This is a genomic window from Ancylomarina sp. YFZ004 (assembly GCF_054254355.1).
Genome location: NZ_JBTCHQ010000003.1, coordinates 367,643 through 391,783 on the forward strand (window position 1 = coordinate 367,643; position 24,141 = coordinate 391,783).

The 24,141-nt window shown below is 36.6% G+C and carries 12 protein-coding genes; 6 read left to right on the forward strand and 6 right to left on the reverse strand.

The window, feature by feature from the left end; genetic code table 11:
* Positions 1 to 2 precede the first annotated feature (2 nt).
* Both ACXR6G_RS07100 and ACXR6G_RS07105 read right to left on the reverse strand, forming a co-directional pair.
* Positions 3 to 1,448, reverse strand: coding sequence for a polysaccharide lyase 6 family protein (locus ACXR6G_RS07100; RefSeq protein ID WP_458360718.1), 1,446 nt, complete (start codon positions 1,446 to 1,448; stop codon positions 3 to 5).
* Positions 1,449 to 1,460: 12 nt separating this feature from the next.
* Positions 1,461 to 2,189 carry a DUF6250 domain-containing protein gene (locus ACXR6G_RS07105; protein ID WP_458360719.1) on the reverse strand — a complete coding sequence of 243 codons (729 nt, stop codon included), beginning with the start codon at positions 2,187 to 2,189 and terminating at the stop codon, positions 1,461 to 1,463.
* Positions 2,190 to 2,750: 561 nt separating this feature from the next.
* Here ACXR6G_RS07105 and ACXR6G_RS07110 point away from each other — a divergent pair.
* The 6 genes from ACXR6G_RS07110 to ACXR6G_RS07135 all read left to right on the forward strand — a co-directional run bounded on the left by ACXR6G_RS07110 (position 2,751) and on the right by ACXR6G_RS07135 (position 14,780).
* The gene (locus tag ACXR6G_RS07110; protein ID WP_458360720.1) at positions 2,751 to 4,988 is read left to right on the forward strand and encodes a polysaccharide lyase family 8 super-sandwich domain-containing protein; all 2,238 of its coding nucleotides are present in this window, start codon (positions 2,751 to 2,753) and stop codon (positions 4,986 to 4,988) included.
* A gap of 16 nt (positions 4,989 to 5,004) precedes the next feature.
* Entirely contained in the window at positions 5,005 to 6,216 is a 1,212-nt protein-coding gene (locus tag ACXR6G_RS07115; protein ID WP_458360721.1) for a glycoside hydrolase family 88 protein, read from the forward strand.
* 157 nt (positions 6,217 to 6,373) lie between these two features.
* A complete protein-coding gene (locus ACXR6G_RS07120; protein WP_458360722.1) occupies positions 6,374 to 9,439 on the forward strand; it encodes a chondroitinase family polysaccharide lyase in 3,066 nt (1,021 codons plus the stop codon).
* 96 nt (positions 9,440 to 9,535) lie between these two features.
* Complete coding sequence (locus ACXR6G_RS07125) at positions 9,536 to 11,038, forward strand: sulfatase-like hydrolase/transferase (RefSeq protein WP_458360723.1); 1,503 nt, start codon at positions 9,536 to 9,538, stop codon at positions 11,036 to 11,038.
* Positions 11,039 to 11,430: 392 nt separating this feature from the next.
* Positions 11,431 to 12,276, forward strand: a complete 846-nt coding sequence (locus ACXR6G_RS07130) for a DUF1961 family protein (RefSeq protein WP_458360724.1) — start codon at positions 11,431 to 11,433, stop codon at positions 12,274 to 12,276.
* Between the two features lie 152 nt (positions 12,277 to 12,428).
* Positions 12,429 to 14,780, forward strand: a complete 2,352-nt coding sequence (locus ACXR6G_RS07135; protein ID WP_458360725.1) for a TonB-dependent receptor domain-containing protein — start codon at positions 12,429 to 12,431, stop codon at positions 14,778 to 14,780.
* Between the two features lie 18 nt (positions 14,781 to 14,798).
* On the opposite strand, the gene ACXR6G_RS07140 is transcribed toward ACXR6G_RS07135, so the two are convergent.
* From ACXR6G_RS07140 to ACXR6G_RS07155, 4 genes are all read right to left on the reverse strand, one after another.
* The gene (locus tag ACXR6G_RS07140) at positions 14,799 to 17,717 is read right to left on the reverse strand and encodes a ligand-binding sensor domain-containing protein (protein ID WP_458360726.1); all 2,919 of its coding nucleotides are present in this window, start codon (positions 17,715 to 17,717) and stop codon (positions 14,799 to 14,801) included.
* Between the two features lie 220 nt (positions 17,718 to 17,937).
* The gene (locus ACXR6G_RS07145) at positions 17,938 to 19,188 is read right to left on the reverse strand and encodes a glycoside hydrolase family 88 protein (protein ID WP_458360727.1); all 1,251 of its coding nucleotides are present in this window, start codon (positions 19,186 to 19,188) and stop codon (positions 17,938 to 17,940) included.
* Between the two features lie 63 nt (positions 19,189 to 19,251).
* Positions 19,252 to 20,844 carry a RagB/SusD family nutrient uptake outer membrane protein gene (locus ACXR6G_RS07150; RefSeq protein WP_458360728.1) on the reverse strand — a complete coding sequence of 531 codons (1,593 nt, stop codon included), beginning with the start codon at positions 20,842 to 20,844 and terminating at the stop codon, positions 19,252 to 19,254.
* Positions 20,845 to 20,977: 133 nt separating this feature from the next.
* Positions 20,978 to 24,112, reverse strand: coding sequence for a SusC/RagA family TonB-linked outer membrane protein (locus ACXR6G_RS07155; RefSeq protein WP_458360729.1), 3,135 nt, complete (start codon positions 24,110 to 24,112; stop codon positions 20,978 to 20,980).
* Between the last annotated feature and the right edge of the window lie 29 nt (positions 24,113 to 24,141).

A 24,141-nucleotide genomic window follows, 5' to 3' on the forward strand; every position in this document is an offset into this window, starting at 1 on the left:
TATTATTTCCAGTTTGGTCCAACATCCTTTTTATTTAGCATCTCTTGCAAGCCACCTCTTTTTCCTTTGGGTGCAAAATAAACCCCAACAGGTAATTTTTTCTTCTTTCCTCTAAACTCAAGTCTATTCAACATTTCTTCAGGCAAGTCATTTACCCATGATTGATCTGCAAGTGGTCCTTTCTCATTCAATACCATTACTGAATCATCCAACTTAGAGATGAGAAACGTTTTCTTTTTTAACCCTTCCGTTTCAACACCCAATTTTCCTTGATAAAAATTATTCTTCCAAACGAGATACTGAGGTTTTTCATGCAATCTCACATGAGTCTTTGCACCTATCATGACATTATTATAAAAAAACATACTGTCGGTAGGAACAAGTTTATTTCTGTGTCTATAATCACTCAACAAATCAATAGATTCAGTCTTATTCTGAACCAATTGATTATTGACAATCATATTTTCTGCAGTTTTAGGGAAATGAATAGCTATGATTCCTAGTGCTGCACGCTTAGGATCGGGAAGTGTTCCATTTCCAAAATTTATTACACCGCTTTTTTTAGGAGCCAAACCAAAGAAATAATTATTCACAACCAAATGATTTCTACTACGTAGAGATATACCACCACATCTATTTTTCTCACCTTTTCGGGAAACAAAATAGTTACTCTCAATAATTCCTTGTTCACCTTGACGAAGACTTAAACCGCCTTTACAGTTTAAGAAGGTATTATAACGAAATGTGTTCCCACAACTCTTCGAAGACATGATTTCACCCTCACCACTGCAGTCTTCAAACAAATTAAATTCAACAACCGTATAGCAAAATCTAGTTGCCATAGATCCATGTCCAATTCTCATAGCTGATCCTCCGTTCTTACCAAGTGGTGGTCTGGCAAAGAAGTTATGATCGACTAAATGATGATTACCTCCTTTTTTAGGCACATCAACATTTATATAACTTGCTCCCGATGTTTTTCCTTCAAACCAACAATAATCAACTTGATTGTATTGACCATTTAGTTGAATCCAAACACCATCAACTTTACTGTAATTACTAAAACGACTTTGTGAAATGCGATTATGGTTCCCCTTAATCATGACTAAAGCCTCAGCTTTATTTCGATCGCCATGATTAAAATCCAGACCAGATAAATGTATATAGTCACCATTTAAGTCAATATGTGAATCCCCACTAATTATAACTTGTCCCGGATTCTTTGCAGATAATCTAATCTGATTTTTTTTCGAACCAGAATAGTTCATTTCAATTCTTAGATCATGGTAAATTCCATCTTCCAATAGGATGTCTATTCTTCCATTCTCAATAGCATTTTTAACATCTTCAACTGTTCTTACAATAACTCTTTCCTGCTTGGCATAAACTTGTCCTAGTATTAGGAATGCAAATAAGAGGCTTGTTATTTTTTTAAAATAGTTCTTCATATCGTTATTTATCTATTTTTTCTTTTCAATACGATAAACCTTAAAGTCATCAATTGTCATATGATTCTCTATTGTTCTGATTCCAAACCAGCCTTGGGTATAAGGTGATTCATCAACAAAATCATAAACTAATTTCCCATCTCTGAAAAACTGCACTTGATTCCCCATAGCTATCAATTGGATTTCACAAGATTTATTAGGGAAAATTAAATCAGTTTTATCTTCTAAATCATGTTCAGGAAGAAGGGGCTTATCTCCTTTTCCATTATACCTACGAAATCTTGTTTTAGTATTGTTATGTCCTCCCAAACCTACATAATACAATTGCAAAGTATCGTAATCGTGAAACTTACCAGAAGCTTTTCTTGGCGTATCAAATAAATCATCTGTATTTCGTGAATCAGTAGCCATCCAAAAACAATTCAAATCACTCACTCTATCATTAGGACCATCATTATCTATAACGCTTGCTTTGTATTCAATCAAGATGTCGCCCTCTAGTCTATGCTTATACCAGACGGTTGCTCCCTTAGGAACATCAATCTCTAAAGCACCATCATTTATACCAACAAAATTTCCAGTTTCAGCCTGTAATTCTACAATCCAATCGCTGGAATTCATAGAGCTAAAATCATCCTGATAAAGTAATGTCTTCTTAATAAAATCAACTTCAGGCTTATTGTCTTGAGAACAAGATTGCAGCAAAACGACCAAGCTGATAAGCGATAAAAAGTATTTCATTCTGTTTGTTTTATTTATAATCCTACTTGTTACTTTCAAAATATGCCTTTCGAAAACGATTTCAAGATACCTGAAAGAGCACTGCACAACAAACACTTACTGTCCCAAAAAACCATTTCGGCACCAAAGCAAACAAACCAGCACCTCCAAGCGCTGAGGTTCAATCATTTACGCATTAGACCAATATCATCCGAACAATATTGAACATACAGCAAATAAGTCATACACCAGGCGCACAACAAGACCAATCAACTAATGCACAGCACATTAAACAAATAGGGAATCAATAGAACAAATCACACCCTTGACTCATGAAAAATACAGCCTTTAATTATCCGTACAATTTTCACATACGCGTCACACTCCCAATTTCTTATATCAAGAATTTGAAACCTCAAAAATCAATAAATATAAAGCTGACTACCTGCCACATACATCCCAACATCCTAAGAATCGTCCCAAAATTGAATAATTTATCATTAGAGAAACTCTCAATTCATAATTTTAAATGCAGTCAAGCTTATAACATGTCTTTAAATCCATATCAATTCTGTTATGAATATGAAAAAAATTACGATCGTTTTCTCTTTACTAATCTCTTGTTTCCTGCTTTCGACAACAAGCTTTTCGCAAGGCACAAAAAGTAATGAACTCGATAAGATTAGAAAAAATCTTGAAGGAAAAAACCTATCCACTCGATGGGAAAAGATGAGTACCGAAAAAGCCCTTACGCTTCTTCGAGAGGATGGTCGTTTTTCAGATTCAAAACCTGATAAAAAACAGATTACTGGTCGTATAATGCAGTGGGCAATTGATTACCGTCAAGCTTCTTATTCCAACAAGGAAGAGCTAAGAAATGCCACATACAAAGCCTTACAATACTGGTTAGATCATCGACCAAAATATAAATTTCCATCAATTCCATTTGAAACACTAAGGGCTGTAGCTGCCATTGAGCTTGTTTTCTATGAGGATATGATGAAAGATCGACAGACATCTGCAATAAAAGAAAAACAAATAGATAAGCTTGTTCAAAGTATAACAGAATTTAGTCACTGGTGTTGGTACAACGGGAAAAGCCCCAGTGTATTCGATAAAAACCGTGGTCATAACCGTGGTGGGAATATGGGATACCGTTTGTGGGCCATGACCGCTATTGCATCATGTTCCGGGGATGTTAAAGAACTGGATTGGGTTCATCAATTAGTGAAAGAACAGTTTCCACGTGTACTAAATACTACAAGTGATTTACCAACAGGTTTCACACCTGATGGATCATGGATTCAGCACAACGCTGGTGGTGCACAAAACTACTGGATTGGCTATGGCGTACATTGGATCAATCATGTTTTGAATTATGCGAAAGCTACCAATAACAGTAAATGGGAACTAACACAAGAAGAATGGAATACATTAGCTGACTATTACCTGGATGGTATTCAGTGGTACTACTATAAAAATCATGGTGCCTTGAATATTGCAGGTCGACACAATGCTCTAAAACAAACACCACTTGATAAAGGAGCTATTCGCAAAGATCTCTTGAGAATCTTAAAAGATGGTCATGTTAACACGACAAAAACCGAAGCTCTTAATGCGCTTTTGAAGAGACATCAGAACAAACAATTCGCACACATTGATTCCACAAAATATTTTTGGAACACCGACCTATTAATTCATAGCACACCTAAGGCCTACTTTGCTATTAAAATGCTTTCAAACCGATCAACGGGTTGCGAGACATCTGAAAACGAAAGAGCTCATGGTAAAAATAATTTCTTGAGCGGCGATGGTTCCACTATTATTTATAGCACCGGAAAAGAGTATGATAAAGCCAGAATAGGATGGAACTGGAGAGCATGGCCTGGCATTACTGCCATTCAGAAAACAGGCAAACTTCCACTAAGTCCTTGGGGAAAAGAAAGCAAAAGCCTTAATGAATTCGCAGGTGGTTTGTCAACTGGCGAGCACGGTATAGCAGCATTTCAATACGATAGAAAAAGTAGTTGTGTGAATTTAAAGGCAAACAAAGCCTACTTCACCTTTGACAATAAGATGATGGCTCTGGGCAATGGAATTAATAAAAATCTAGCAGATACTTTCGATGTGTTGACAACAATAAATCAAACTGAAAGGAAAGGCGATATTCATTACCAGATCAATGGCAAAAAGGGAAAGATTAAAGCTGGAAAGACAAAGAATATTGAATCTAAAACGATCGTCAAGCCATCCTGGGTTCATCATGATAACACGGGCTACATCATCCTTCCAAGCAATGCAACAGGCAAGCTAAAACTGTTTGCTGAAGAAAGAACGGGTAACTGGTCCGATCTGGATGGCCGATACGCCAACAAGAAAAACCAAATTGAAAACACTTCTATATTTCAATTATCCTTTTCGCATGGATCAGAATTTATTGATGCCGATTATTCATATATCGTCATTCCGGGTATTGATCTGAAAACATTCCAAAATACCCTTAAGAAACTGCCAATTATCATTCAAAATAATGAGATAGTTCAGGCCATTAAATATGACACAGATACTTACATGATCGTTTTCTATAAAGCTGGAGAAATTCAGTTGACAACTGATCTAACTCTATCTGCAAATCAGCCAACAATACTTCATTTAAAAAAGAACAATACTGATTGGCAAATCACTCTTTCGGACCCATTGCATAAGCAAGATAAGGCTGAGATAAAGCTTACTGAAAAAGACAAAACAGAATCCTGCACAATCCGATTCCCTGATGGAATGAATCGAGGAAAATCAATCGAATCAACATTCAAACTTTAAATAATTAAGATCAAAAATGAATCAAATTTTTAAATTAACACTTGTTTCAGCTTGCATGCTCAGTTTGTTTTCATGTAGCAATCCTAAAACAAGTTCAAAAGACATCATTGAGGAAAATATCGAATTTGCGAGCCAACAAATTGGATTCGAAATTGATATGATGAATGCCAAAGGAGAAATTCTGAATCCCAGAACAATTCGTAAAGATGGTAGTACAAGATATAACACACCTGAACTTTGGACTAGTGGGTTCTTTCCAGGATCACTTTGGTATTTGTATGAACTAACAGGCGATAAAAAATGGAAGACTGAAGCTGAGAAAGTAACTGAAACATTGGATACAGTTCAACACTTAACCTGGCATCATGATGTTGGTTTTATGGTTTACTGTAGCTATGGTAACGGATACAAACTGACCAATAATCCAGCATACAAAAAGGTTATTATTCAAACAGCAAAATCATTAAGCACACGCTTTCGTCCAAATATTGGGGCTATCCAATCGTGGAATGTTCAGCGAGGCTGGCAAGCAAAACGTGGCTGGCAGTGTCCAGTTATTATCGATAACATGATGAATCTGGAATTACTTTTTGAAGCTAGTAAGCTAAGTGGTGATCAAAGCTATAGAGATATTGCCATCAAGCATGCCGAAACAACATTGGATCATCATTTTCGCCCAGATCACTCTTGTTATCACGTTATCGACTATGATACAATAACTGGACAAGTTCGCAATAAAGTGACTGCTCAAGGTTATGCTGATGAGTCAGCCTGGTCGAGAGGTCAGGGCTGGGCCATGTATGGCTATGCACTTTGCTATCGCGAAACCAAGGATGCAAAATTCTTGAAAAAGGCTGAAGATATTGCAGCATATCTTTTCGCACACCCAAGAATGCCTAAGGATTTGGTTCCATACTGGGATTTTGATTGCCCTAAAATCCCCAACACACCACGTGATGCTTCAGCAGCTGCGGTTATAGCTTCTGCATTATACGAAATGAGTACCTACTGTCCTGAAAAGACAGATAAATATAAAGCTCTTGCCGATCAAATTGTAGAAAATCTATCATCAGATGCCTACAGAGCTAAGTTAGGTGAGAACAACAATTTTCTTTTAATGCACTCTGTGGGAAGTATACCACATGGTGCTGAAATTGATGTTCCATTAAACTATGCCGACTATTACTTTTTAGAAGCACTTGTGCGTAAAAGGAAACTGGAGGAATAGTAATACAAGTCTGACAGGTTTATAAAGGCGATATTATAAACCTGTCAGCAAAAAAACACTTAGGAATCCCAAATTATTAATATGGCACCTTTGTGAATAATAAAAATTCTAAAGTTTCAACAATAATTATTTTATTGCAATCGATTTAAAACGATCTATGATGAATATGAAACAGCCTTTAAAATTAATACTGATCTTTTTGATTTTGTTCTTCAATAAAGTATCGGCTCAGGATTTTATCAATCCTGCCATTATTTCCTTTGAAGATTCAATAAGTCAAAATTGGTCGACACCTACCCCATCAAGCATTGTAACAAGTACGACTCATTACAAACATGGAAAGCAAAGTTTGCAATGGAAGTATGAACCAAATTCTGAATTAATAATTAAACAGGACATTAATTTCAAACCTTTCGATCCGAATGCTATAGATAAATCTATACCAACTTTTTGTGTATGGATCTACAATGAAACGCCTAAGGATGAGAAAATCAAATTTCAGTTCCTTAGCGATCAAAAAGTAAACTGTGAATTCGAATTTGGAATCGATTTTAAAGGATGGAGAGCAGCATGGGTTGCTTTTGAGCGCGATATGAAGGGAAATCCAGCGACAAGTATGAATAATATGAAGATACTTGCTCCTGAAGGTAGTTCGGGAACACTGTTCTTCGATCATATTATGCTGTGTACACCTGCCGACAGCAGATGGAATACACCTGATTACCAAATTCCTTTCGTTAATGCCAAAACAAAAAACCATTGGCTGATTCTTTATAAATCGAGCTTAAATAAACCAAGCGAAAAATTAGAAGCCCTAACACAAGAACAAATTAAAGGCATTCAAACCATCAATAAAAGATACAGCAAAGAAGTCATTAAAAAGCTGAAGGTTAATGAAAAGCTGCTTGACAAATTTAAAAAGGCATACAATAAGTTTGAAATTGCACGTCAGGATGATCAGATCTCTGGAAAAGTGATGTGGTTTTGCCGATTTTCAGAAATATATAAGCCCTATACCAAGAAATTCAAGAACTATTTCGACAAAAAAGGTAAGGGATTAGCTGCCTACACAAAACTGATGTACGAGATTTCATCGGCTTACAATCAAACTAAAGATCAAAAAATAAAAGCCGAACTGGAACAGATGTTCTTTGATATGTCCGATCACCTAGTTGATCAAGGTTGGGCAGAAGGAAGTGCCAATGGAACATTGCACCATTTAGGATACAGCATGAGAACTTACTACTCAGCTTACTTTCTAATGCGTGAGTCATTAATTCGCACAGAGCGAGCTGAACAAGCTCAAAAAGCTATGGAATGGTACTCAGGAATAAAAGAAATATTTGCCCCTATTCACCATAAAGGCATGAGCATCGACGCTTTTAACACCTCGGTTATGGGACGTTTAGCGAGTATTTTGATGTTAGAAGATTCACCTGAAAAAGTTAGATATTTAAATGCTTACGTCAAATGGCTTGATAATGGTCTAGCGTATGCACCTGGAGTTAAGGACTGTTTCAAAGTAGATGGAAGTGTCTTTCATCATGCTAACAACTACCCTGCCTATGCCAATGGTGGCTACAACGGAGCAACTTTGATGGTTTATTTCTTCAATCAAACACCCTTCAGTGTTTCGGAAGAAGGGCATCGTAACTTGAAAGAATCCTTATTAAAAACCCGCCTTTTCTGTAATAAAGAAACATGGCCGACTTCTATGTCGGGGCGTCATCCTAATGGTAAGGGTAAACTATCTGTCAAACATTACAAGTTCATGACCCTCTCGGGAACGCCTGATGGGAAAAATAAGATTGATGCTGAAATGGCAGCAGCTTACCTAAGATTAATGGAAGGCAAAAAAGCGACAGGGACTGTAAAGAAACTACAAAAAAAGGGCTTTAAAGCAGAAGTAGATCCCAATGGAAATTGGACTATGAACTATGCCGCGTTGGGCATACACCGTAGAGCAAACTGGTCAGCTACGGCACAAGGACACAGTCGTTACCTTTGGGCTGCTGAACATTATATTGGAGCGAACTACTACGGTCGCTACATGAAACACGGACAAGTTCAAATCATTTCAGGAGGAGAAAAACCAAGCGTGTTCACTTCAGGCTTTAATGTAAACGGATGGGATTGGGGACGATTTGCAGGTACAACTGCCATTCATCTTCCTATCGAAAAACTTAAAGCGACTATTTTGAATGTTGATCTGGTAACTGGTTACGAAGAAATGTTGATTTCGGATGAAGCTTTTGCTGGCGCTATCTCTCTTGAGGGAAAAAATGGAGCGTGGGCCATGAAATTGCATGAACACGACAAATACAACGGTTCACATCGTGCAACAAAATCTGTTTTCTTTTTCGACAATAGAATCATTTGTTTGGGTAGCGATATCGAAAATACAAATGCTGATTATGAGACTGAAACGACTCTTTTTCAAAACTATTTGAATGAGGAATCAGAAAGCATTACTTACAACAAAGATGAAATCAATCAGTTTCCATTCAAACAAATAAGTCAGACTAAGAAAGCCAACTTATTAACTGATAATGTAGGTAACAGTTTTTATATTCCTGCAGCCTATACTGTTGAAGTAGGCAAACAATTGCAGCACTCAAGGGATCAAAAAAAGGAAACGCCTAACCAAGGTAAATTCACAACAGCCGTAATTAAGCACGGTAAAGCACCTCAGGGAGCAAACTATGAGTATACAATCTTGGTTCAGAGCAATCACAATGAACTAGTTCAATTTGCAAAGCAGATGAGCAAAAAGAAGAAAGCTGCTTATACCGTTTTACAAAAAGACAGTAAGGCTCATATTATAAGAGATCATGCCACTTCAACGACTGCTTTTGCACTATTTGAAGCAAATGCGGATGTTGAATTATCGGGATTGAATTCGGTAAGTGCTCCTGCATTGGTCATGATAAAAGATAAAGACAATTCGAAAGTAATGAGTCTTTGCGATCCTGATCTTCATCTTTACGAAGGAGAAGCAGACGTTGTAATGGAAAATGGCAAACGTAAGGAACGCAGCGTGTATTCGAGAGATTGGACAAAAAATGAAAGTAAAGAATCCAAAATTAAGGTAACTTTAAAAGGGAACTGGTCTCTTAAAGCAAATGAATATTGCAAGTTAATCAGTAGTAATACAAATGAAACTGTGCTAGAGTTCACTTGCCAACATGGATTAACAAGAGAAATAGAATTGATAGCACAGTAATAAATTAACAGTTATTGTTTGTCAGCTATGAATTCTACAGAGTTCAAAGCCGACAACTAACATTCCGATAAATGCCGGAGTTACAAACGATTTTATATGACTAAAAATAATATATCCCGAAGAAATTTCTTAAAGAGCTCAGCAGCTGTTACTGCTGGAATGACTTTGATTCCACAAGGTTTTCTTACGTCTTGCATGAAAAATGGGAAACGTCCGAACCTTTTATATATTTTTCCAGATCAATACCGTAAGCAGGCAATGGGCTTTATGAATCAAGACCCCGTTAAAACGCCAAATATCGATGCCTTATCGAAACAAGGTGTTGTTTTTACTCATGCAGTGAGTAATCACCCACTATGCAGCCCTTACCGTGGTATGTTACTTACCGGAAAATACCCACTTTCGAACGGAGTGCTTTCAAATTGCCATTCAGGACGAACCAAACATGGTAATTTCCTGAATCCAGATGATGTTTGTTTCTCAGATGTACTTTCACAAAACAATTACAATGCAGGCTATGTTGGTAAATGGCATTTAGATGGTCCTGCGCCACCTGAAGATGGGAAAGGAAATGTTTGGGATTCCTATTGCAAGCCTGGAAGATACCGTCATGGATTCGATTTTTGGTATTCATACGGAGCTGATGATAATCACCTGACTCCTCACTATTGGATTAATGAGGCTAAAGAAGATGAAGCTAAATATTTCGAGCAGTGGTCACCTGAACATGAGGCTGAAGTCGTACAAAAATATTTGGAGAATGCAGGCGATAAATTCCGTGATGATGAGAAACCATTCGCATTATTCTGGGGTATCAACCCACCACATCACCCATTTAATTTAGTTCCTGAAAAATACAAAGAGCGTTTCGAAGGCAAAACTGAGAAGGATGTCTTAAACCGACCTAATGTTCAATTTACCAACAATACCGAAATGGGCGACCATGGTTTTGGCGACATGTGGGTAGATGATCGTATCGATCAATCGACAGATTACTTTGCTATGTGCGAAGGTGTTGATGTGCAAATTGGAAAAGTATTGCAGACTTTAAAAGAACAAGGTCTTGATAAAAACACCATCGTTATTTTCACATCAGACCATGGCGAAATGTTAGGTAGCCAAGGAATGATGCATAAAAATGTATGGTTTAGCGAAGCTTTCGATATCCCATTCATCATCCGTTGGCCAGAAAAAATCAAAGCAGGTAGCGATGATCTTCTTTTAAGTGTACCAGATGTGATGCCTACTCTTTTAGGTTTGATGGGACTGAACAAAGAAATTCCAGAAGAAGTAGAAGGTAATGATTACTCAGGTATCTTCCGTAACGAAAAAGTAGATCGTCCTGAAGCTGCTTTGTACTTCTTTGCTAAACCTGAAGATGATACAGAAAAACGTCGTGGGGTTAAAACTCATACTCACACTTACGTCATAGCCTATGATAATGAAGGCGAAAAGCATCACTTCTTATACGATGATAAAAATGATCCTTACCAAACCAAGAATATTTATGGTGAGAATTCAGAATTGGAGCAGGACTTAACAGAAAAGCTTCGTGAAATTCTAATAAGAACGAATGATCCTTTCATTAGCTATTTGTAATATAAAAGTTGAAAGGTCCGAAAGTCTTAAAGGTCTGAAATGTCCAATAAACTGAGCGTTCACTGAGGAGTATCGAAGTATATTCGAAAGGTCAGAAGGGCAAAAAACATAAGCTAGTTCTAAACCTGACAGGTGAATAATATCCATCTTAAATTGACCTGTCAGGTTCAAAATAAAAAATATGGAATGTATAAACTACTTATAAATCAGGATATCAGAAACAACTAAGAAGACATCGCAAATATTTAAAAGAATGGATAAAGGAAACAAAGGATAATTTTCAACGTCCCTTTTTAAGGCAAATAGTTAAGTACAGATTTCACAAATATACTTGGCGCTATTTGCGTGAAAATCTTAGCGCACTTTGCGCTTAATACTAAAAAACAGAAAACATGAAAAGATCATTTCTTCTTATATGTCTCAGTTTAATTACGCTCTCTTCATTTTCACAAGAATCTCTCGAAATAGGCAAACAGAAACAACTCGTCTACGAATGCGATTTCAACAAAAAAGCATCATTGGAAGATTGGGTGATGGAAGGACCCGGTATAGCCAAAATTAAAAAAGGCCGACTGGAGCTCTATTCACGATACCACAAGAAGGTGAATCGTAAAATGAAAAAAGGTGAACTGGTATTCGAAGAAGGAACAGATAAATGGTACCAAAATTACGTGGATGCTTTGGCACAAAAAGCAGAACCGGAATTGTATCCAATCTATAAAAAAGGAAAAGCCTTTCGTGGTGGACACCTCGTCTTTTGGAACAAGACAATATCACCTGAAAACTACGTGATCGAATTTGATTTTCAAAGCCCAATTCCCTACCCTTTACACATGATCATGTTTTCGGCAAAAGGAAGTCATGGCGAAAATGTTTTTGATCCGTCATTGAAACCACGCTGTGGAGTTGCAGCACAGTACACCAAAGGCGATATTTACAATTACCGCATTTCTTTTTTGGCACCCAAGCGTGGAACAGCCAATCTCCGAAAATGTCCTGGTCGCCGATTGGTAACAAAGGGAGAAGACTACAGCATTCAGAACCTAATTGGCAAACATCACATGAAGGTGATTAAGTGGGAGGATCAAATAGAGTTCAGAATTGATGATAAACTGGTCTTTCAGTATAAAGATATCGAAAACGACGCGCCCCTTGGTGAAGGACAAACAGCCATACGTCTAATGCTACCTGCCAGAGGATTTTACGACAACTATCAGATTTTTGAATTGAAGGAGTAAGTCACAACACAGTCACAAAAATATAAAGCATAAGTCCCAAACTCACTATTTGGGACTTATGCTTTCTTTGTTTATAGGCAAACTGGGAAAGAATTCCATTTCTTCGTACTGTAATATTGTTACAGATCTAACTCAGCTCAAATCTCTAATAAATGAAATGTATTTTGCGACTTCTCTCTCTGGTTTTAATCATTACTTGTCTTTCTCATATCAATACAATAGCTCAGATCTCTGAAATAAAAGGTATCGTATGGGAACCCAATAATGAAGAAGCTTTAGCCTTTGCACAAGTTGCTTTATTCCCATTGGAGTCAAACATTCCTGTTGATGGCACATTAAGTGATAGTCTGGGACTGTTTAATTTAAAAGCGAATTTAGGTTCCACATATCGCATTCAAGTTCAATTTCTGGGCTACGAAAAATACACCGCAATTATTAAGGCAGATAGTAATCTTATCCATTTGGGTAAGATAACATTGCTTTCGTCTGCACAGAGTTTACATGAAATCGTTGTAACTGCTGAAAAGAAGGCCATAGGAAACGAAAATGGTAACTGGGTCTTATATCCCGATAAACTCGCTGAAGGGGGAACCAATTCAACAGTGGATTTATTAAGCAACCTGCCCTCTGTATCAATGGATATGGATGATAAGGCTACAATTCGCGGACGAGAAGCCACAATTCTAATTGATGGCGTAAAAACAGATGATATTAGCGAGTTGGATCAGATCACACCGTCGAGTATAGCTAAAATTGAAGTCATTCAAAACCCCTCAGCCAAATACGATGCTGAAGGTAGTGTGATCAATATCATACTTAAAGCTCCTATTCAATCCAAGTCATTCAGCAAACTTAAACTTGGAGCCGATCATATGGGCAATCATCAGGAAAACCTCTATGCCAGTAAAAAATATAAAAACTGGGCTGGTTTTGCTCAAGCAAGTCATAAGGAGAATGATTTTGAATCGAGTAATCAATTGAAACGCGAAAATAAAATAGAAGGACAAATCCCTATAATTTTACAGGATAAAGATCAAAGTCAGGAAACAAAGCAAAATCAAATACGATTGGGTATTAACCACCGCTTTTCGCCCAAGCATTTGGCTAAGCTGATGGGACAATGGCAAAAAACACAAAGCAATCCTTTGGTAAGTACACTCAAAGAGAAACGAGATAAGGTTAATGAATTAACACAGTATACACAGCAAAATCAGGCATCAGAAAAAAATAAAACAATCAGGATGATGCGGGCACAGTATGTGGGCAAATGGGAGAATCAGGATCTCAAATTCCAGTTTAATTATCGTCAAATCAATCAAGAAAACGATCGTTTGCTCGAAAGTTTAAACTATTCACCCGAAGGAGATCCTACAAGTACTTATCCCTACCAAAAGCAAGACGAAATCGCATTAGATCAAGAGAAAATACAAAGCTCTATCGATTATGAACTAAAGGCAAGTGAGGAAACAAGAATTGAATTGGGAGCTGATGCCAGTCTCGACAGATATGATCAGAATTCTGCTCAAGAGGTATATAATCATGGTGAGAACGAATGGTTGCTGGTACCGGCTAAAACTTTTCTTTACAAGTTCGAAAAACAAAGCGCAGCTGTATATGGTATTATCAACCATCAACACAATAAATGGTTTGCTTCGGCGGGAACTCGGCTGCGATACATTGCACGCCATACCGAAAACTCCAGAAACGATATGATTGCTGATAATAACAATTCATACCTCAGCCTATTACCTACTATAAAAGTCGGGCACAATTGGGAGAAAAGCGATATCTCGTTCTCATATAAGAAAAGTTATAAGCTACCTGCCGCACATCAACTTAATTCATACCGGAACGATAATAATCCTTTAAACATTCAGTACGGTAATCCATATTTGAAACCTGAAAAAGAACACTCAATTTCTTTGGAATATTCTTTGCACAGCGAAAAGTACCAAATGGGACTAGCTCTTTACAAACGGTATATCAAAGATGTGGTGATGGCTGAATATAACAGTCAGGCTGATACCCTGTTTCGAACTTTCGGTAATCTGGGCGAACAGAGACTTTACGGTTTAGAATATACCTTTAGCTATAAGGCAACAAAGTGGTGTCGCTTTAATGGAAGTGGAACCGTATATCATCAGAGTTTTTCAGGCAAGGCGCTTTCCTTAGTTCAAAAGCAGATATGGAGTTACAATTACAAACTTAGCAGCACATTTCAGTTACAGAAAAGTACCCGCCTGCAAGTGAATTATTCATGGCAATCGAAAACAATCAATAAAAATGGTTTACAAGGCAAACTTTATAATTTAGATCTGGCTATCAATCGACATTTCTTCAAGAAAAAACTACAGATTTCACTTAAAGGAGCTAATCTACTCGACAGTAAAAAACAATACTATAGGGTAGAGAATATGCAATTCTCTTCGCATAGCACAAGGTATCAGAATACACGCCGAATTATGTTGGGTGTAGTCTACAAATGGACTTCATCAAAAAGCTAAAAGAGTATTTGCTGAAATTTAAGCTTCAGGATGTATTTGTTCCAAGTACTCACTAGGTGTCAAATCAGTAAACTTTTTAAAAGTTCTATAAAATGAGGTTTTAGAATTGAAACCACATTCCTCGGCTATTGCAATCAAGGTGAAATCTCTACTTCGCGGGTCTTTTAACCTCTCTTTGACCTCTTCAACTCTAAATGCGTTTATAAAATCGTTAAAATTAGTCTCTAAACCTTCACGTAGGGTGTTAGATAAGTGTACCTCTGTCCATCCAATCTGAATAGCCAATTGTCCTTTTGTAAGGCGCTTATCTCTGTAAAGCGATGTCTCTATCATAAAATCCTTAAGCTGTTTTGTGGACTCAGCCCATTCGGATACATCTTTAGCAGGAACTTTCACACGAGATATCGTCTTAGTTGTTTTTTTATCCTGCTGTTGTTTATTAGACTTTCTAGTTTTACTTATTCTTAATCGAGATTTTCCTAGCCAAACAAGCAGTCCCAATGCTGATGAAATTAAAAGCCCATACAATAGACCACTATTTTGACTCCAATCTCGATTCACCTCAATCTGTAAAACTGAAACTTTGGGGTTCCACTTCATATGATTATTCGAAACCTTGACCTCTAGAGAATGTTCTCCAACGTCTAGTGCAGGTAGTTCAATTTCATGATGTGATAAGGCTAAAAGCTTCCAAGTGGAGTCTAGTGGTAATATTCTATATGTATAGTTGTTTTTATAAGCTTCGACATAAGAGTCCGAAGCCATTTCAACAACAACATTTTTTTCTGAATTTTCAATTTTAATCTTTTGATTATCATTTTCCGAAGCCAGTAAACTACGACTTATATTTACAATACCATTAGAAGACGATGCTTGAATAAACTTTAAGTTAGGCATATAAGTATTCATCTTGAAATCCTGAGGATAAAAAGCATTCAAGCCATTATTACCACCAAAATACAATTGTCCACTAGCGTGTTTAGAGGCCACTTTATATTCAAAAATATTCCCTTGCAAACCATCTTCCTGATAAAAATTTGCGACTTGCTGCTTATCTACATCAAAACAAGATAAACCCTTGTTGGTTCCCAGCCACAATCGGCCTAAGCTATCTTCTTGAATGCTAAGAATCATTTTCTCTGAAAGTCCTTCATCGATACCTAGAATATCAAAAGACTCATTAGTCTTATTGTATTTATTTAACCCCCTCCCAGTACCAATCCATAAGTTCTTTTTAGAGTCTTCGAAAATTGAATACACTCGATTATTACTTAAGCTTCCTGGTTTTTTGGAATGCTTGTAACTTATAAATTTTGTTTGTCCAAATGGCAATTTACATAAGCCTTTCATATGTGTTCCGACCCAAATATCTCCATCAGAAGTTTGTTGCATCACTTTTAGGTTGGTACTAATCAGTCCACTGACAGAGTCTTTTTTATAAAGATGAGTTTCACCCGTAGATGGATGCCATCTCCAAAGTCCTTTATCAATTTCAGCAAACCAATAAGCACCTTGACTGTCTTTCATAATTTCAAAAACACCCTTCTTGAAGCTTATTTTCCCCTGTGCATCGAAGTTTTCGAAACGATTTTTCACCTGATTATAAAGCAAGACTCCCCCATCGGTGCCAAAAAAAAGTTGACCCTTCATATCAATATATGCAGTGCGAATAGCATTGTGTTTTTTCCATCGTTTGGTTCCATGTTCCATACGGTAGGATAGAAACTTCTGAGTTTTCGGATCAAAACTATTAATACCGTCCTTAAGACTACCAATCCAAATTTTTCCTGAAGAGTCAGCAACAAGAGTTCTTAGGGTATTATCAATTAATGAGTTTTTGTTATCGGGTATATTTTGATAAAGATCAAACTTTAGATTTTTAGGATAAAAATAATTGACGCCCTGCATACTTCCGACCCAAAAATTACCCGATCGATCAGCCAATAAAGACAAAATGGTATTGCTAGAAATACTTTCGGGACGTAAAGGATGATTTTGATGATGATGAAATTCACCACTTGCTCTATCAAAGCGATCGAGACCTTTTTTGCTACCAATCCAAAGTTGTCCATCCAAATCTTCAGCAATTGTTGTCACGCTATTGTCTAAAATGGAATGGGGATTTTTATCAGAATGTCGATACACCGAAAAGTCTTCTTCTTTAGGATTGTAACGACATAACCCATTTACCGTTGCCAACCACATAACATTCTGACTATCTTTGAAAATAGATTCAATATAATTGGAACTGATTAAACTTATATTCTGCCCCTTTGATCGTTTAAAAACACGTTTCTTCTTAAGGGATATATCCAAAATTGTAAGACCATTACCAGCCGTTGCAATCCATAGATTTTCCTGGGCATCAAAACAAAGATCATTGATCACACGCTCCCCTTTTGAATAAAAAGTCGATTTACTACTAAAAGGGAAATATTCGTATTGATTAAATTTATTCTGTTCTTGATTATAGAGATACAAGCCATTTCGTGTCCCTACCCAAATTTCGTTTTGATTAGATATAACAATCGAATTGACATATTGAGATTGAGAAGCCTTGGTTTCGTTTGGCAAAGAATAATGAGTCATTTCACCAGTGAAAGCTTCCATTTGAATGATCCCATTGGGCGTACCTAACCAGATATTACCCGCTAAATCTTCACAAATAGAATTGATTCTTTGATGCGCATTATTTTTGTAGATATCAGAAGGTAAGGAGAAAGAACGAATACTATAAGCATCGTATCGATTAATGCCTTCTTTGGTTCCCATCCAAATAAAGCCTCTGGAATCCTGAAATAAAGCATACACCACGTTTGAATTCAAGCCATCAACAGTGTTAAGTTTCTGAAAACGTAAGCTTTCATTTTTTGAGAAAGCAGATCCTGAAAAGGCAAGGAATAAAACTATAAGGATGATGTATTTAATAATCTTCATTTTAAAAAATCAAAGGTTAATTTTTTTATAAAGTCCAAGACTGGCGAGTCCAAACATAAAACGGCTTAAAAATAACATTTCCTTTTCTATAGTTTGACTGTCTTCTCAACAAATTGAAACAATCTTGACATTATATGATAAAAAAAACTCCTTAAAGTTTTCTAAACCTTAAGGAGCTATATCTATATGTAAGTAATACAGCCTAAAAGGCATGTTCGGCTTATTTTAAAGCTTTACGTCTTAATAAAGCCTCAAGATAATAATAATCAGCATAAACCAGTGCTACATCAATTTCATTTCCTTGTGGCTTAGCTCCTGTACTATGAAGTAAAAAGGCATCATTTACCCCCCTTGCAGAATAAGCTGGAGAAGCTAGTGAGTTTAATATTCCATCAGCAGCAGCACAATAACGTTTTGCCAATTCTGATGTTTTGACCAAAGTACTCAACTCAACCAAACCTGCAGCAGCAATCGCAGCAGCCGAAGCATCACGAGGTTCTCCCTTTTTACCAGTCAGATTAAAATCCCAATAGGGTATATAATCCTCAGGCAGACCAGAAATATAACGTTCAGATACTTTCTTTGCAAAGTCCAAAAATTTAGGATCACCTGTCTCACGATAAACCATGGTATAACCATACACTGCCCAGGACTGTCCTCTTGCCCAAACACTCTCATCAGCATAGCCTTGAGACGTGTTTTTGTTTCGAACTGCACCTGTGTTCTCATCGTATTCCACAACATGATAACATGAAAAATCTTCTCTGAAATGGTTTTTCATAGTCGTTTCAGCATGTTTCACCGCAATGTCTCTGTAAATGGGATCTCCGGTTTCTTTCGAAGCCCAAAACAAAAGTTCCAGATTCAACATATTATCAATAATCGTGATGTGTTGCTTCCACTGAGGATGTAGTTCATTCGACCATGACTTTATGGTTCCAACTTTAGGATTATATCTTGATATTAATGACTTAGCAGACTGAATCAAAACATCACGATATTCTTTATTCCCAGTTAAACGATAGGCTTGTCCATAAGAGCAATACATCATGAAGCCCACATCGTGATGCTCACGATTATTTTTATAGGACTCAAGGGGCAATGTTCTTTTCAGAGCTTCCTCTTTCCAATATTCATTCTGAGTGCTTTCATACATCTGCCAAAGAATGCCTGGGTAGAAGCCAACAGTCCAGATTAAAACATCGTTCTTAGGCATTTTCCAATGCTTATCGCCAGATTCAATCAGGCGAGGATGCGTATTTAAATCCGTATTTAAAGCCACAGACTGTTTTAATTGATCCTCACATAGGTTCAATTCATTTTCAATATTGATTTGTAGTTTTTCCTGAAAAATTGAAATCGCAGATTGTGAATTTTTCCCATTGCTTTTTGAAACTGAGGAAAATGTACAAGCTGCACCACTAAGCAGTAAAAACACAATCGAGATAAAACATTGTCTTTTATATAACATTTGTTTTCTTTATCATATTAAACAGGATCAAAGAGAGCTTATCTCTCTGATCCCTATCTTAATCTATTTCCACAACGGATTTTGCTCCATCATTTTATTCTCAGTCATTTCTTTCAATGGAATTGGCAACAAATAATGCTTTGCTTCCACATTATCAGAAGAACGGTATAACCATTCTCTTGAGGTCGCAATATTAGCTGTCTCCATATCTGTTCTTAAGCCCTGAAGTTTTTCTTCCAGAACACCCCAACGAATCAAGTCATGCTTACGAATACCTTCGAAGCAAAATTCTCTCATTCGTTCATCCATCAGCTGAGAGTGGAAATTTTCGCTTGTAGAAACCAATGCGGACTCGATATTAGATAAACCAGAACGTGTGCGTACCTGATCCAAAAATGGAACAGCGTCTGCAGTACGATCTAACTCATTTAGTGCCTCAGCTTTCATCAATAGAATATCTGAGTAACGTAATATCGGAAAGTTAATACCTGTATAATTCTTGTCGATATCACCTGGTTCCAAACCAACCCAGCTTAAAGAACCATCTGTATTTGTGATTTTTTGGATACGACGGAATTTTCCAGGAAACCATTCGTAATTGTTCTTTTGAATTTTCACTACTCCCTTTTTGTCTACCTTGAAATCTGCAATATTCCAATCGTAACGTACATCATTATCCTGATCGTAAGCATTGATTAGCGACAAACCTGCGTAAGTAAAAGCATATCCATATGGTGAACCTGCTTTCTGACACATAATACCATTAAGGTTACCATGTTTTCCACTTTCTTCAATTCCTGAACTCTTTAAATTTTCGAATTGAACTTCAAAAATGACTTCCGTATCATTGTTTACACCCTGAATTTCATTAAGAAATACTTCTGAATAATCAGTAATTAAGCTATGCTCTCCGCTATTGATAACCAAATCGCAATATTCAATTACTTTGGCATACGATTCTGCAGGCATATGCTGCAAAGCAACGCCTGCCTGAGTCAAATAAACTCTTGATAAAAGTCCCCAAGCAGCTGTTCTACTAACACGACCATACTGCAAACCTTCAGAAGGAAGAGGTAAATTAGGAGCTATTGCTTCAAGCTCGTCAATAACAAACTGGTAAACTTCTTCAGCAGAAGAACGAGAAAAATCGTTAGCTGTTTGTGCATCATTGATAGGCTCTGTTCTTAATGGTACACCACCCCACCAACGTACTAAATCAAAATAATAAAAGGCTCTTAAAAATCTAGTTTCAGCCTCATATCTTAGCTTTTTTGCTTCATCATTAAAATCTGCATTAGGTAAATTTGCCAATAAAAGGTTAGCATTATTAATACCTCTATACAAAGTTCTCCATGTATTCTCTATATCAACGGTAGACGCATTATGAATGTATAAACCAATCGTCCATGAATTATATGAACGAGAGAAAACTGATTCGTCGGTCCCCACCATAAACTGAATACCCAACTGCTCACCATAAGCATAACGACTTCCGATATCACTATAAACTGAGTTCAAAGCCAATCGACAATCGCCTTCATTTCTATAGAAGTTACTTGGACTAATCGTTGACAAAGGGTTTTGTTCCAAATCCTTTTCACATCCCGTAAAAAAGATTGATAAAACTGCGATTATTATTAATAATGATCTTTTCATTTGAATAAATATTTTAAGAACTCTAGATTTATAAAAAATCACTAAAAGAGTTCAATGTTTCTTTTGACATGAATCACTTATAAGCGGTTATCAAAATAAAAGCGATATAAGTAACTCATGTTAAGATTTTTATTTAGAAAGTTACATCAACACCAAAGGTTACCGTTGTACTCACAGGATAAGCTGAATAGTCTAAGCCTGGAGTCAAAGCACCAAACTTTCCTACAGAAACTTCCGGATCATAACCTGAATAATTAGTCCATGTCAATAAATTCTGAGCTGCTGCATATACTCGGGCTTTTGAGAAGGCAGTTTTTTTCAACAGTTCCTTACCAAATGTATAACCAATCGATAAAGTCTTCAGTTTTAAATAAGAACCGTCTTCAATTACTCGATCTGACACTTTATTTCCTTCAGGAGCATATCCTAATATCGCTTTATCTCCACGTATAGTATGTATTTCGTTTGAAGGATTCGTAGGTGTGTAACGATCAGCTACCGAAGCATAGAAATTATAGTTTTCTTTAATACTTGGGCTTTCAAAAAGAATTCTGTTAGCATTTAAGATATCATTTCCATATGACCATTGAAACAAGAATGAAAGATCCCAATTCTTATAATTAAACGTGTTATTAATACCACCAAAATGCAATGGCTCAGGATTACCAATAACCGTTCTATCTCTTTCATCGATAGTTAAGTCATTATTTAAATCTCTATATTTAACTGAACCAGGAATAACATTACCTCCATTGTCAGTTATACCATCTTTTAATACGTAACCATCTCCGTTCACATAATTGAAATCATCAACTTGATAAAGACCGTCTGATAAAAGACCGTAAATTTGTCCAACAGGATTACCTACAGAGGTAATATATTGATGTTCGGTAAACTTATAGTTCCACTCAGGGTTAAGTGACATTGAAGATTCACCATCATTCAATTTCACGGTTTTATTTCTATTGAATGAGATATTAAAATTTGTTGTCCATTTGAAATCTTCAGTATCAATATTTCTAGAAGTAATTGCAATTTCCAATCCTCTATTCTCTATTTCACCCACATTTGTCCACACAGTTTTAAATGATGTAGAAGGTGCCATTGAGCGATTTAATAATAGATCTATAGTGTTCTTTTTGTAAGCATCAACTGTAACATTTAAGCGGTTATCAAAGAATCCCATATCTATACCAGCATTATACTGATAGGTCGTTTCCCATTTAAGATTTGGGTCTGCCAAATTAGTCATGTAGATACCTTTAGAATACTGTCCATCAAAAGCATAACCACTATAAGCATCAGCATTCATCTGACTGTGTGCAGAATAAGCTCCTACCTTATTGTTTCCTGTTGCACCCCATCCAGCACGTAGCTTCAAATTAGAAAATACATTCAAATCATTAATAAAAGGTTCTTCAATCATTCTCCAACCTGCAGAAAATGATGGGAAATAGCCCCACTTATTATCTCCAATAAATTTAGAAGAACCATCCATACGGAAAGAAGCTGTTAACAAATATTTATCACGAAAAGAATAATCTAAACGTGAGAAATAGGACAATAATGTAACTTTCTCAGAATATGATTCTGGAACCTTAGGATCCTCTCCTAAGCCAATATTGTCAACACCCAGGTTATCTAGAGGCATATGTGTATTACGAGCTCTAAACCAGTCATTGTTACGAACACTGAATTCATAACCCAATAATCCAGTTATTTTATGATCGTCAATTTTTGTTTTATAAGTCAATATATTCGAAGTCGATGCTGTGTAATATCGACGGTCGGTTAATTGACCATTAATTCCGTTAGCTCCTTTATAGCCTTCCAAAGTTTCCTGTCCATAAAATAACTCTTGACGACGGTTGTCTGATACATAACCTCCTGTGAGTTTCAGATTTAAACCTTTTGCTAAGGTAAAATCTGTATAGATATTGGTACGAAAAACATTCCAATCAGTTTTGCGCTCTGTATTATTCAAAGTCTTAACAGGGTTAAAACGCATGTTGTTTGGATCATCCAGGTCGATACCATTCTGCAAGCCATCATCATTAATCGGTTCAACAGGACGGAATGTAATTGCATCGGCTAAAATACTCACACGATTATTACCAGAAACTTTATCACCAGTCTGTTGCATTACAGAGTAGTTCATGTTAATTCCCACTTTGATCTTGTCAGTCAAGTTATGGTCTAGTTTCAAACGTCCATTATATTTTTCATAACCGGTCTGGATCATTGTACCCTCCTGATTCAAATAATCAAAAGAGGCATAATGTTTTGTTTTCTTGTTACCGCCACTCATCGACACAGTATGATTCTGAATGATGGCATGACGGAAAATTTCATCCTGCCAATTTGTTCCTTTAGTATCACGATACGAATCAGAATCAACCCAAAAAGAATAAAAATCATCGATAGAAGTTCCACCTTTTGCATAAGCTACTTCTTTTTGCAATTCAACAAAATCATAAGGCTTCATCACATCAATTCTGTTCGGAATCCATTGCACACCAACTGATGAGTTAAAATTCACTTTTGAAGGCCCTACTTTTCCACCTTTTGTGTTAATGATAATAACACCATTTGCTCCACGTGAACCATAAATAGCAGTTGCAGAAGCATCCTTTAAGACATCGTAACTTTCTATATCTCGAGTTGAAATCATACCTGGATCAAAACTTTCCATTGGTATTCCATCAATCACATACAATGGCGTATTATCACCCGTAACGGAATTCCCCCCACGAATTACAATTTGCATTCCACTACCTGGCTGACCATCAGTACTGGTTACCTGCACACCTGCCATACGTCCAGAAAGTGCCTGGTCGAAATTTGCAACTGGTGCTTTTGCCAAATCTTCTGGTCGAACAGAGGCTATTGAACCTGTAATATCTTTAATACTCTTAGTTCCATATCCTACGACTACGACCTGATCTAACTGCTGTGTGTCTTCCTGCAATTCAATTGTAAAATCAACCGAGCCTTCAACACTAATTGTTCGAGTTTTGAACCCGATAAAAGAAATGACTAAGTCTGCATTTGGTTTTACCTGCAAGCTAAACTTCCCATCAATATCTGTTGAAGTACCGTTTGTAGTTCCTTTTTCCAAAATACTAACACCTGGTAAAGTAATACCAGAAGCATCATTAACAACTCCACTAACTTTTTTGCCTTGAGCAAAAATTAGGGTCGACGAAAACATAAACACAAGCAAAAGTACGCCGTGTGCCAATTTTCTAAGTTTATTTATATTTTTCATGAAATTCATTTCTATAGATTAGGTTAATC